Source organism: Prosthecobacter sp., assembly GCF_044222345.1.
Lineage (GTDB): Bacteria > Verrucomicrobiota > Verrucomicrobiia > Verrucomicrobiales > Verrucomicrobiaceae > Prosthecobacter.
In genome coordinates this window covers 33,022-45,698 of sequence record NZ_JBGANL010000044.1, presented here as the reverse complement: position 1 = coordinate 45,698, position 12,677 = coordinate 33,022, and the positions used below count along the sequence as shown (strand labels likewise).

Annotated in this window: 10 protein-coding genes; 3 read left to right on the top strand and 7 right to left on the bottom strand. The window is 60.8% G+C overall.

What is annotated here, in order from left to right; translation table 11 throughout:
* The 4 genes from ACILSL_RS20235 to ACILSL_RS20220 form a co-directional block, all read right to left on the bottom strand.
* Window positions 1–328 (bottom strand): hypothetical protein (locus tag ACILSL_RS20235; protein WP_395733876.1); only part of this gene is annotated, 328 nt, incomplete at its 3' end.
* A gap of 99 nt (window positions 329–427) precedes the next feature.
* Complete coding sequence (locus tag ACILSL_RS20230) at window positions 428–838, bottom strand: hypothetical protein (RefSeq protein ID WP_395733875.1); 411 nt, start codon at window positions 836–838, stop codon at window positions 428–430.
* Between the two features lie 65 nt (window positions 839–903).
* Window positions 904–2,613, bottom strand: coding sequence for an arylsulfatase (locus tag ACILSL_RS20225; RefSeq protein ID WP_395733874.1), 1,710 nt, complete (start codon window positions 2,611–2,613; stop codon window positions 904–906).
* Window positions 2,614–2,633: 20 nt separating this feature from the next.
* Window positions 2,634–3,260 (bottom strand): hypothetical protein, encoded by a 627-nt coding sequence (locus tag ACILSL_RS20220; RefSeq protein ID WP_395733873.1) that lies wholly within the window; start codon window positions 3,258–3,260, stop codon window positions 2,634–2,636.
* A 105-nt stretch (window positions 3,261–3,365) separates the two neighbouring features.
* Here ACILSL_RS20220 and ACILSL_RS20215 point away from each other — a divergent pair, with 105 nt between their 5' ends.
* Window positions 3,366–5,915, top strand: a complete 2,550-nt coding sequence (locus ACILSL_RS20215; RefSeq protein ID WP_395733872.1) for an ATP-dependent RNA helicase — start codon at window positions 3,366–3,368, stop codon at window positions 5,913–5,915.
* A 360-nt stretch (window positions 5,916–6,275) separates the two neighbouring features.
* Here ACILSL_RS20215 and ACILSL_RS20210 read toward each other — a convergent pair whose 3' ends face one another.
* Entirely contained in the window at window positions 6,276–7,286 is a 1,011-nt protein-coding gene (locus ACILSL_RS20210; RefSeq protein WP_395733871.1) for an NAD(P)-dependent alcohol dehydrogenase, read from the bottom strand.
* 738 nt (window positions 7,287–8,024) lie between these two features.
* A complete protein-coding gene (locus ACILSL_RS20205) occupies window positions 8,025–8,624 on the bottom strand; it encodes a TIGR00730 family Rossman fold protein (RefSeq protein ID WP_395733870.1) in 600 nt (199 codons plus the stop codon).
* 77 nt (window positions 8,625–8,701) lie between these two features.
* Between ACILSL_RS20205 and ACILSL_RS20200 the strand changes: the two genes are divergently transcribed.
* Window positions 8,702–9,631: an amidohydrolase family protein gene (locus ACILSL_RS20200; protein ID WP_395733869.1), complete on the top strand. Its 930-nt coding sequence runs from the start codon at window positions 8,702–8,704 to the stop codon at window positions 9,629–9,631.
* 164 nt (window positions 9,632–9,795) lie between these two features.
* Here the strand turns inward: ACILSL_RS20200 and ACILSL_RS20195 are convergent, their stop codons facing one another.
* Complete coding sequence (locus ACILSL_RS20195) at window positions 9,796–10,335, bottom strand: response regulator (protein WP_395733868.1); 540 nt, start codon at window positions 10,333–10,335, stop codon at window positions 9,796–9,798.
* Between the two features lie 467 nt (window positions 10,336–10,802).
* Here ACILSL_RS20195 and purB point away from each other — a divergent pair, with 467 nt between their 5' ends.
* A complete protein-coding gene (gene purB / locus ACILSL_RS20190; protein WP_395733867.1) occupies window positions 10,803–12,230 on the top strand; it encodes an adenylosuccinate lyase in 1,428 nt (475 codons plus the stop codon).
* Window positions 12,231–12,677: the final 447 nt, after the last annotated feature.

Here is a 12,677-nt window from a genome sequence, read left to right as displayed (position 1 = left end):
CCAGCGTCTGCTGATGCACCGCATCCATTTCCTGCAGGGCGTTGGCACCACCCTGATCCACCTGCTGCAGTCGGTGGGCGAGCTCGCTGCGCAGGGCGTCAAACTGACGCTGGGTTTTGGCTCTCCATGACATGGCGTCATGGTGGACGGCGGTGACTTCCAGATGTCTCAGCACGGACTGCTTTTCCATCCCGGCGATTTCAACCCGCATGCGGCTGTTGGCACGGATGAGCCGAAATGTGCGCACCAAGGACAGTAAAAACAAACCTGTAACGATGCCGAGTCCGATGAGCAAAGCCAGGAGGTCCTGAGACAGTTCACGATTCATTCCGGTGGATGCGGCAGATGTTGTTTCAATTCAATTTGGTGGGCGGTCCCTGGCTCTGGCAGACTTTCAATTCCGCAGGGCTTTTTGCGATGGCGTGAATCAGGAGATGTTCAGCGCCGGAACGGGCAGTACGGCCCTCTCTTCCTGTGCTGCAATCTTTGCCAGCACGGCGGGGGGCGGCGGCGGGGCAAAGACTTCAGCCGGCTTGACGGCGGTTTCACAACGATGCTGCACCTCCTTGTAGCGTTGTTCGGATTCATCCAGACGTTTGGAAAACTCTGCGCGGAAAGAGTCAAACATGCGCTGCAGTTCTCCACGCCAGGCATTGGAATCCGAACGGACCGAGAGAAGCGCCTGATGCTGATTGAGCACCTGCTGCTCCATTTTGGAGGCGCTGTCACGCAGGCGGGCATTGGTGCGCAGCAGAAACACAATCCGCACCATCGAGAGAAGAAGCAGGCCTCCAACGACTGCCAAACTCAATTTAAGTGTAGGGACATCGAGAGCCATTTGAGAAAGGTCCATAGGAAAAGATGGGAGCATGTTTCATTCCAAAATCAATGTGGCCTGCACATTTATTTAGACCGCCTGCCCTTCGCATTTTTGACAATGTTCGGCTTTTTCCAAGCGCCGACGGGCAGCACTTGCGCGTGTGCCGCCCAAGCTTCCCATGCTGCAGCCATGGACTTGACGCGCTCCGGTTCAGCCGCGGCGAGGTCATGCATCTCAGCGCGGTCCTGGTCGATGTTGTAGAGCTCCCAGGGCTGGTTTTCCTTGGCCACGAGCTTCCATGGACCGGCGCGATGAGCGCGGTTGCCTTCATGTTCCCAAAAGATGGAACGGGTGGCCGGACTCTGGCCCTTGAAGACGGGTATTAAACTGATGCCTTCTTTGGGACGGATGGCCTGGCCGTTGAATGCGGCGGGATAGGCTGCTCCAGCCACGTCGGAGCAGGTCGCCATGAGATCAATGAGATGGCCGGGCTGCGTTTCAATTTTGCCATGCTGTGCCTCGGGAATCCCGGCGGGCCAGTGGGCAATGAGCGGTGTGGAGATGCCGCCTTCATGCACGTAGTGCTTGTACTCGCGGTGCGGTGTGTTGGAGACGTTGGCCCAGGCTTCGCCATAGGCGATGTAGTCGTTCGGTCCGCCCGGCATGATGCCCTGGCCCTGCTTCACCGGCTGGCCGTCGCGGGTTTGTTTGGGGATGACATCCAGGCGGATCGCATCCTGCGCGATGACGGGAAAAGTCTTCTCGTTGAACGCAGGCGGCTTGGCCTGTCGGCCGATGGGTTCCTGACAGCCGCCATTGTCCTGGAGAAAGAGGATGAGCGTGTTTTGCAGCATGCCCTTCTTTTCCAGCGTGCCCACCACGCGGCCAATGCCCTGGTCCATGCGGTCAATCATCGCCGCGTAGGTTTCCATGCAGCGTGTCTCCCAGTCTTTGTTGCTCACCTGCGTCCAGTCACCTTTCGTGGGGGAGAGCTCCGCGTTCTTCGCGATCAATCCCATCTGCTGCATGCGCAGCAGTCGCGCCTGCCGCACGGACTCGTAGCCCGCGTCGTATTTGCCTTTGTATTTGGCCACGTCTTCGGGCAGCGCGTGCATGGGCCAGTGGGCGGCGGTGTAGGCCATGTACATGAAGAATGGCTTGTCCTTCTGTGCGCTGGCATGCTCATCGATGAAGCGAATCGCGTGGTCGCTGATGGCATCGGTGTAGTAGTACTGCTTGGGCTGGTACTCCGGATCGGCGAAGGGGGAGATCATCGTGTCATCGCGCGTCAGCGTGCCGGGATCATAGAAGCTGCCCGCGCCAGTGATGGTGCCGTAGAAGCGGTCAAAGCCGCGATGCAGCGGCCAGTTGAGCTTGGGGCCTTCCGGTTGGGCGTGCTTGGTCACGTGCCATTTGCCCACGGCATAGGTGCGGTAGCCTGCCGGTTTCAACACCTCCGCGATGGTCACGCAGCGGTTGTTCAAATCGCCGCGATAGCCGTCGTTGCCGCGATCTTCCATCATGTGCCCGATGCCCGCCTGATGCGGATACAGCCCCGTGAGCAACGATGCGCGTGTGGGGCAGCAGCGCCCGGCATTGTAAAACTGGCTCAGCCGCACGCCGCCCTTGGCGAGGCGGTCCAGATTCGGCGTCTGGATTTCTCCGCCGTAGCAGCCGAGGTCGGAAAAGCCCATGTCATCCGACATGATGAGGATGATGTTGGGCGCAGCGGCTTGCAAAGATGCAGCCGTCAGCAAAAGGGACGCGAGTGGAAGCAGAAGGCGGTGGATCATGGCGGAAAAAGTTGGGCGTTTCACTTCACCTCCGCCACGTCCACCACGTTGAGCTGGATGAACTGGCCGTTGAAGGGCTGCGGGGCGGGGGAGACTTCGGGCACGACGAGTTTGGCGAAGTTGGTGATCATGTGGCCGTTCTGGCCGTTGCCGTGAAAAGTGAGCGTGGTGCCGCCTTCGACCTCGATGGTTGCGGTGTAGTCGATGGTGAAGATTTTATGGCCCACCTTGTCCTGGCGGTTGAAGAAGAAATGCTGCGCCGGGGAGGAGACCGTGAGCTGGTAGATGTTGTAGGTGGCGTTGTTCGGAGCGCCGCCGATGTAGAAGTATTCGCCCACCTGCTGACCGTCCTTGTACATCATCGGCTCCACCACGCCGCGCACGCGGAGGGTGACCTTGTAGCGTTTGCCGGGCTCGCCGCCAAACTTGCGCACGTCGGTGAACTTGTCGTTGGTCGCGGGATCATTCGTCGCGCGCGCGGAGATGCCGTCAGCGCCGGGCTTGGGGTTTTCCGGCATGGGGTCCTTGCAGGCGAATTCGAAACGGTAACCATCGAGACTGGCGGCGACGGCTTTCAAATCCTCCGCTTGAGAAACGGGTGCGACGCAGAGGGAAATGGCGAGGAGGAGGGAGGAAAGGCGGTGCATGGTGGGTGGGTTGGGTGAAACCGACGAAACGCAGGCCGTGGACGGAATCCACCATCGTTCGTCGAAAAAGATGAAGTTCTGGTTTATAGCCAGCGCCCCCACTTCATGCCTGCCCCCACCGCGCTCCCCATTTGGAAAATTCACGCCGACATCCTGCGCACGCTGCAAGGGGGCAATCGCCTGGTGCTGGTGGCGCCGACGGGCTCGGGCAAGACGACGCAGGTGCCGCAGATGCTGCTGGATGCGGGTGTGGCCGGAGACAAGATGATCGTGGTGCTGCAGCCGCGCCGCGTGGCGGCACGCACCGTGGCGGCGCGTGTGGCCTCGGAGCGCGGGGGTAAGCTGGGCGCGGAAGTCGGTTATCAGATCCGCTTTGATGACCACACCAGCGTGGGCACGCGCATCTGCTTCGTCACGGAGGGCATCCTGCTGCGCTGGCTGCAGGATGATCGCGCGCTATCGAAGATCGGTGCGGTGGTGTTTGATGAGTTCCATGAGCGCAACCTGCTCAGCGATGTGGCACTGGCTTTGGTGAAGCATTTGCAGCAGAGCCAGCGGCCCGATCTGGTGATGCTGGTGATGTCCGCCACGCTGGATGCAGATCCTGTGGCGGCGTATTTGAACCAGTGCCCCATCCTTGTTTCGGAAGGGCAGAGCTTTCCCGTGGAGGTGGGCTATCTGTCGGTGCCTGATCAGCGCCCGCTCACGGTGCAGGCGGCGGAGGCGGTGGAGCGTATTCTGTACGAAGGCGAGCCCGGCGACATCCTCGTTTTCATGCCGGGGCGCGGCGAGATCAATGGCACGCTGGACGCACTGAGAGGCATGAGAACGCAGGAGCGTGTGGCCTGCATTCCGCTGCATGGCGAGCTGGAGCCGCAGGAGCAGGACCGCGCCTTCGCGCCGAACGCACTGCGCAAAGTCATCGTGGCGACGAATGTGGCAGAGACCAGCATCACCATCGACGGCATCCGCCATGTGGTGGACAGCGGCGTGGCGCGTGTGGCCCGTTACGATGCGGAGCGCGGGATCGGCACGCTGCTGCTGGAGCCGATCAGCCGGGCGAGTGCAGACCAGCGCAAAGGCCGAGCAGGCCGTACGGCACCCGGCACCTGTCATCGCCTGTGGACCTCGATTGGCCATCAGACCCGAGAGGAGCGCAACACACCCGAGATCCAGCGCAGCGATCTGGCGGAGGTGGTGCTGCTGCTGCACTCGCTCGGCATTCAGGAGGCAGCCACGTTTGACTGGCTGGACAAACCCGATCCGCAGGCCGTGGTGCGCGCCGAGAAGCTGCTGACAATGCTGGGAGCTCTGCACGAGGGCAGGGCGGAGCTCACGCCGGTCGGCCGCCAGATGCTGCGGCTGCCGATGCACCCGCGCTACTCGCGCATGCTCATCGAAGCCAGCCAGCGCGGCTGCGTGCCGGATGCGGCTTTGTGCGCCGCCCTCGTCAGCGGGCGCGATCTGCTCGCGCGGCTGGACCGCGATGATGCGCAAATGAAGGGCCTGCGCGAGATGTTTGAGGACAGCGGCGACTCCGACTTCATCACGCTGATGCGGGCCTACGACTTCGCCAAAGAAAACGGCTTCAGCTTTGAGCGCTGCCGCAGCCATGGCATCAATGCGCAGGTGGCCCGGCAGGTGGAGCAGACCTGCCAGCAGATCCTGCACGCCGCGCAGCAGCAGCGGCTGTTTGATCGCGATGGCGGGACCACGGCCAAAGGTGACGAAGCGCTCCTCCGCTGCCTCATGGCCGGATTCGTGGATCAACTGGCCAAACGCCGCGTGCCCGGCAAGCCGGAGTGCGATCTCACCGAGCAGCGCCAAGGCCAGCTCGTGCGTGAGAGCGTGGTGCAGGAGGCGGCTTTTTTCGTGGCGGCGAACCTGCGGGAAGCGCCGTCGCGTGGCCCTGCGCCGCTGACACTTCTGAGTCTCGCCACCGCCGTGCAGCCGGCGTGGGTCGCGGAGATGTTTCCGCAGCATCTGAGCACCACGGTGGAGCATCTCTTTGATGCGCAAAACAAGCGTGTGGCCGCGATGAAGGTGGTGCGCTATCGCGACCTCGTGATCGAGCAGAAGGCGCAGCAGCGCGATCTCGATCCCATCGCCAGCGGGCGCTGCCTCGCGGAGGCGCAGCGCGCGGGTGCCTTTGATCTGCCGCTGATGGATCATCGGCTGAAGCAGTTCATCGCCCGGGTGGATCTCGTTCATGCCACGCTGCCGGAGCTGGAGTTTCCGCGCTTTGATGCGGAGGCCATCACCGCCTGTCTCGCCCGTGCGTTCAAAGGCCTGTCTTTGGTGAAGGAAGCCCAGGCCGCGCCGCTGATGGCCGCCTTCCAGCAGCATCTGGCCCAGGGGCAGGTGAGCTGGCTGGATGAGCTGGTGCCGCTCTCCATCCCATGGCCTGCGGGTGGGAGCCTGAAGGTTTCTTATGCGAATGAGTTCCCCGAAGTGCAGGTGAAGCTGCACGAATGCTTTGCGCTCACGGAGCATCCGACCCTTTGCGAGGGACGGCTGCCGGTGACGCTCATTCTCTGCACGCCAGATGGCAGGAAACTGGCCACCACGAAGGACTGGCCAACCTTCCAAACGCGTGAATGGCCGAAGCACCGTCAGGCCGTGGCGAAGAAGTTTTCGGGGCTGTTGTGGCGGTAGCGTGCAGTCGGCAGATCATTGAGTCTCTCACTGTCTTAGGCTCCCGGAGGGAGTACGGAAATTAGCCGGTGGTGAAGCGAAACCGCGCAGCGGTGCAGCGAGAACCACCGGACCACGCCCACGACAACCCCTCCTCCTGAGGGCGCATGCCGGAGGTATGCGAGAAGCTTTCAAACCTCCGGCGCAAACGAGGAGCCTGCGAACGATTCTCGCATACCTTCGGCATGCGGCGTCGGTCACTAAACCCCACGTCCACGAGATCCGGTGGTTCCCGCTCGCAAAGCCTCGCTCCACCACCGGCTAATTTCTCTGCTCCCTCCGGGAGCGGGAGACAAGTCCATGCATCGCTCAAGGAGTTCTTCACACCCGGATCACGATCTTCCCAAAGTGCTTCCCGCTTTCGAGACGCTGGAAGGCTGCCGGGGCGTCTCGAAACTCAAAGGTGGAGTCGATGACGGGCTGGAGTTTCACGCGTTCCATTTCAGCGAGCATCTGGGCAAACATCTCGCGTGAGCCGACGTAGATGCCGTCCAGGCGGATGCCTTTGCGCAGGATCTGCACGGTCTGCACCTCCGCGCTGGTGCCGGTGAGCACGCCGATGAGGGCGATGTGACCGCCAAAGCGCGTGGCTTTGAGCGAGCGGTTGAGCGTTTCCGCGCCGCCGATCTCGACCACTTTGTCCACGCCGAGCCCGCCGGTTTGCTTGACGGCCCACTGGTCCCAGTCGGGATCGGTCTTGTAGTTGTGCACCGCATCAGCACCGAGCTGGAGCAGGTGCTGGGCTTTGATGTCGCAGCTCGTCGTGGCCAAAACGCGGGCACCGGCCAGCTTGGCAAACTGCAGGGCGAAGACCGAGACGCCACCCGTGCCGAGAATGAGCACGGTTTCGCCGGCCTTCAGCCCGCCACGGCAGTGCAGGGCATCCCAGGCCGTGACGGCGGCGCAGGGCAGGGTGGCCGCCTCCTCGGTGGAAAGGTAGTCTGGGATGGGCAGGAGGCTCTCGGCACGGATGACCGCCAGCTCGCGCAGCAGGCCGTCCACCGCGCCGCCGAGGGCGTGGGCGGCATGCGCCTGGCTGAATTCCCCGTCCAGCCAGCTCGGCATGAAGGGGCAGACGACGCGGTCGCCGGGCTTGAACTGGGTGACGCCCGCACCCACGGCCGCCACCTCGCCCGCGCCATCGGAGCAGGGAATGCGTGGCACCGGGCCGGTCACGCCACGGATGCCCATGACGTTCATGTAGTCGCGGTAGTTCAGGCAGGTGGCGCGGATACGGACCAAAACCTCCCCGGGGCCGGGCGTGGGATCTGGCAGGGTCACGGCCTTGAGCGAGTCGAGGCCGGTGGTTCCGGTGATTTGATAGGCGTGCATATGGAGGAGAGAAGTCACCGAGGCTACCGGAACCTGCTTCTGCAACAAGGCGGAATTGAGGCTTCCGGGGTGCTCCTGCAGCCAATGTTTTTCGAGGTTCTCCCTGCGCAAAAAAAGATTCTCCACATCGGGTGTGAACAATTTGTGGGTGATTCACGGAAAGCGGATGCCTCGGCAGAGCAAGGAAGGAGCAATTGTCAAAAATGAACGTATTTATGTTTTAAACAAAATAATTGGGCCATGAAATCCATAGGGGGCAAATGGCGGCTCGTCCGAGGCGCGGCATCTCTGTCTTCCAAGGCCACCTACAGAGAGGCAGATAGCTGCAAATGGGAGTGGGGGCGGTTGATGGCTTCCTGTGTTAACGGCTGTTACTTTGCTGGTTATCAAACAACTAAAGTTGTTATTGGCCGTGTTGATACAAGGTTACTAGAGTCGGCTGCCTAGTTAGGTGGCTGGCCTAGCATGTGTCGAAATCGTTTCATAATGACCACCTTCTGCACGTTCCACGATTCAAACACAAGGGTTCCACGCTCAAGGTTTTGTTCCGGACTCGCGACAAACCCTTGGGAGATTTTTCTAGCTTATGATCGGACAAGACACAGAAGTGAGAGTTCTCAATTGTTTGTGAATAACCTGTCAAGAAGTCCGCTTTGCGTAGGGGGAAACTGCGAACAATGGGTGTCCTCCGGGGTAAAGACGATCTGACGAAAGGGAGCTCGCCCGGCCTGCCTAAGACTAGCGCGCCTCGGCGGCCAGTTTCTCGATCCATTTGCCCAGATCCGGTGGCCGGAAGGCCTCCATGCGGGCCAGCAGGGCGGCGGGTTGATTCTCAACCAAGACACACGCGGCATGCTCGGGCTTGAGGAAGCCGCTGCGGCTCATGTGGGAGATGAAGTCGGTCAAGCCGTCGAAGAAGCCGCCCACGTTGAGGATGCCCACGGGTTTGTCGTGAAAGGAGAGCTGCAGCCAGGTGAGGGTCTCGAAAAGCTCATCCAGCGTGCCAAAGCCGCCTGGCAGGGCGATGAAGCCGTCGCTGAGGTCCACCATCAGCTGCTTGCGTTCGTGCATGCTGCCGACGACGTGAAGCTGCGTCACGCCGCCATGGCCGAGCTCCTTTTCCATGAGGGATTTCGGGATCACGCCGATGACCTCTCCCTTTTGCGAAAGCGCCCCGTCCGCGATGGCTCCCATCAGGCCCACATTGCCACCGCCATAGACGAGTCCGATGCCGCTCTGCGCGAGAAACGCACCCAGATCATGCGCGGCGGCGCGATGGCGGGGATCGCTGCCAGAGGAGGAGCCACAGTAAACACAGATTCGGCGCAGTCGGGACATGGGGGCATGATGAATGATTTCTGCCGCGGGTGCAAAGGCTTGCGCAAAAGGGAAGTTCTTCGCTACGATTAGTGAAGATGAACCAGACACGCCGCTCCTTCCTTGCCTCCTCTGCCGCCGCCCTCACAGGCTGCAATCTTTTCTCACCTTCAGGAAGAGGAAACTGGATCGACGCGCATGTGCATGTGTGGACGCCTGATGTGCAGAAGTATCCGCTGGCACGCGGCTATGCCGTCAGCGACATGCAGCCGCCGAGCTTCACGCCGGAGCAGTTGTTTGCCCATTGCAGGCCGGAAGGCGTGAGCCGCATCGTGCTCATCCAGATGAGCTACTACCAGACGGACAACCGCTACATGCTGGACATGATGCGCGCGCATCCAGGTGTCTTCAGCGGCGTGGCCATCGTGGACGAGCATGCGGCAGGCCTGGCTGATACCATGCGCAGCCTGGTGAAGCAGGGCGTGCGCGGCTTCCGCATCTACCCGGAGAAGGTGAAGAATCTCTCTGACTGGATGGGCTCCCCGGGCATGGCCACGCTGTGGAAGACGGCGGCGGAGCTGAAGGTGAACGTCTGCCCGCTGATCAATCCGGACACGCTGCCGCTGCTGGACAAGATGTGCGAGTGGTACCCGGACACGGGCGTGGTGGTGGATCACTTCGCCCGTCTGGGCATGGCAGGGCCGGCCAAGCCTGAGGAGGTGCAGAACCTGCTGCGCCTGGCACGGCATGCCAAAACGCACGTGAAGGCCTCCGCCTTCTACGCCCTGGGGGCAAAGAAGGCCCCGTACACCGACATGGGCCCGCTGGTGCGGCAGGTGCGGGATGCCTTCGGCCCGCAGCGTGTGATGTGGGCCAGTGACTGCCCCTTCCAGGTGGAGCACGGCCACAACTACCATAATGCCATCGCGATCATCCGTGACCGCCTCGATTTTCTCAGCGATCACGACAAGGCCTGGATGCTGCGTGGCACGGCTGAGAAGGTGTTTTTCTCCGCAGCGGCGGTGTGAGCCAACGAATCTTCCATCTTCCTCCTCTTTGGATTGGAATCCGAGGTGAGCTTCCGGGAGGAGGAGTATGAGTAAGAGTAGGAGGAAGATGGCTGAAAATAAAAAAGCCCCGCCAGCAATGCTGACGGGGCTGAAGTGGGAAGAGTGACTGGGCTGACCTAAGCTCAGGCTGCGGCTTCGGCGCCTTTGTGACCGAGCTGCTTCACGGCGAGATTGAGCTGATCGTACTCGATCGGCTTCTTGATCACCGTCACGGGGCCGTGACCGAGGATGCGGCTGAGGATTTCGCTGTCAGGGTAGCCGGTGATCACCACGATGGGGAGATCCGGATACAGTGCCTTGAGCTGGGAGTACACTTCGTCTCCGGGAACGTCCGGGAGCTTGAGATCGAGGAAGACGAAGTCAAACTTCTGCTTCTTCGCCATGGTGATGGCTTCAGCGCCGGTGCCGACGACGAGGCGTCCGAAACCAGCCTTCTTGAGGAACTGCTTGAAGAGGGCCTGCAGGGCGGGGTCGTCATCGACCACCATGACGGTGGGCTGCCCGGCTTCGTCTTCCTTGCGCAGCACATCGCGGTCGAGCAGGCTGCGCTTGATGCGCCAGCGGCCGCCGATTTGAACAGCGGGCAACTGGCCACGCTGGACGAGATAATAAACCGTTGGAAGAGGGATGCGGAGGTATTCCGCGGTCTCTTTCACAGTCATGAGTTCGGGTGCTGCTAGATCTGCCATAAAAAATTGGGGGTGAGTCTGTTGCCTGCGATTAACTGTAAAAATCGAAACTGAGTCTCGTTGAGAAGTTGTTAACAACGTTCGTCAATAATTTCTATCATTACAGGGGTATTATCGGGGTGTGGCTAAATGTTTGGTTTTAGATAAGTGGTAGAATTGCGAATTATTGCCACAATTGCAAACCAAAATTGTGTGGCAACTGAAAAACTTTGGAAATCCTGAAGAATTTCATACAATTGCTATCAATCCAGAATGGGGAGCATCAAACGCGCCGAATAGAACCAGTCCACAGATCTAAATTATTAAGTCATGGTGGCTACGATGAGTGTTTGTATTCCAATACGCTGCGCCAGCCCATGGAGAGACGCTTTCATTGCAGTGGTTGTACCTGAGGCTACCCATTTGCCAAATCGCCAGGCTTGGCCTAGATCAACCTTCCCATGTCTGATTCTATCCCCAATGTCCTCGCTGAACGTTACGCCACCGCCTCCATGCGCGCCCTTTGGTCGCCGGAAGGGAAAGTCAGACTGGAGCGCGATTACTGGATCGCAGTTCTGAAAGGCCAGCGCGATCTCGGTATTCCGGTGCCGGATGGCGTGATCGAAGCCTATGAGAAGGTGAAGGATCAGGTGAATGTGGCCTCCATCATGCAGCGCGAGCGCGTGACGCGGCATGACGTGAAGGCACGCATCGAGGAATTCTGCGACCTCGCGGGCCACGAGCACCTTCATAAAGGCATGACCAGCCGCGACCTCACAGAGAACGTGGAGCAGCTTCAGGTCTTCCGCTCTCTATTAGAGGTCCGCAACAAATGCGTGGCGGCTCTCGTGGGCCTCGCACGGCGCGCCAAGGAGACGCGTGACATTCCGCTGACCGCCCGCACGCACAACGTGGCCGCACAGGTGACCACCCTGGGCAAGCGCCTGGCGATGTTTGGCGAGGAACTGCTCGTGGCCTTTGGCGATCTGCAGCATCTCATCTCCAGCTATCCGGCCCGTGGGCTAAAAGGTGCCGTGGGCACCCGGCTGGATCAGATCACTCTCTTTAATGGAGACGCGAAAAAAGCGGCCGAACTGGAAGGCAGCATCCTGAAGCACCTCGGCATGCCGGCGGCCTTCAATGCCGTGGGGCAGGTGTACCCGCGCAGTCTCGATCTGCAGGTGGTGGCCTCTCTGTGCCAGCTCGCCAGCGGTCCGTCCAGCTTTGCGCGCACGCTGCGCCTCATGGCCGGGCAGGAGCTCGCCAGCGAAGGCTTTGCCAAAGGGCAGGTGGGCTCCTCCGCCATGCCGCACAAGATGAACAGCCGCTCCTGCGAGCGCATCAACGGCCTGCACGTCATCCTCAAAGGCTACCTCACCATGGCCTCCGGCCTGGCGGGCGATCAGTGGAATGAAGGAGACGTCTCCTGCTCCGTGGTGCGCCGCGTCATGCTGCCGGACGCCTTCCTGGCCATGGACGGCCTGCTGGAGACACTGCTCACCGTGCTCAATCAGATGGAAGTCTTCGAAGCCGTGGTGGAGCAGGAGCTCATGCGCTACCTGCCTTTCCTCCTCACCACCACCGTCATGATGGAAGCCGTCAAAGCGGGCGCGGGTCGCGAAACCGCCCACGAAGTGATCAAAGAGCACGCCGTGCAGGTGGCCAAGGACATGCGCACCGGCAAAGTGCGCGAGAACGACCTCCTCGCCCGCCTCGTGGAAGACGTGCGCCTCACCCTCACCGCCGAAGACATGCAGCGCCTTGTGGAAGCCGGCAAAGCCAACGCCGGAGACGCCCCCCAGCAGGTGGACGCCTTCTGTGAGCACGTGGCCGCCATCAAGAAAGAGTTCCCCCACGCCGCGAAGTACGAGCCGGGCGTGATTCTGTAGGCTTCAATCGAGCACCCTCCCAGCGGCGGCTTGTCTCAAGCCGCCGTTTTTTTGTGCCCCGTGCACCAAACGCCATTGAAAACAGGTCTGTATTCCTGTCGTAGCAGCGGCTGTCATCGAACAGGTAAACGGCGCGGCGTCCAGGGCCCGTAGGTTGGGCGTGTTTGGCGTCGGGAGCGTATCGTGCTCCACAGCGCTTTCCGCCAAACCGCCCGACTGCGAGGACGTTCGCAGGCCATTGCGCGTTGCCGTACGCTGATGGACGGGCGGGCTGTCGCCACACTCATCCTACGACCGCCTTTGCCTGTCTTCTCGCTGATCTTCCGACTCGTTTTTTAACTGCTCGTGGTATTAATCCTGAAATTCTGGAATCTTGTGAATCCTGTCAAAATCAGCTTCGAGCAAAGATGAAACTAGAAATGGCAGGTATCGCGGTGCCTGTTTGGA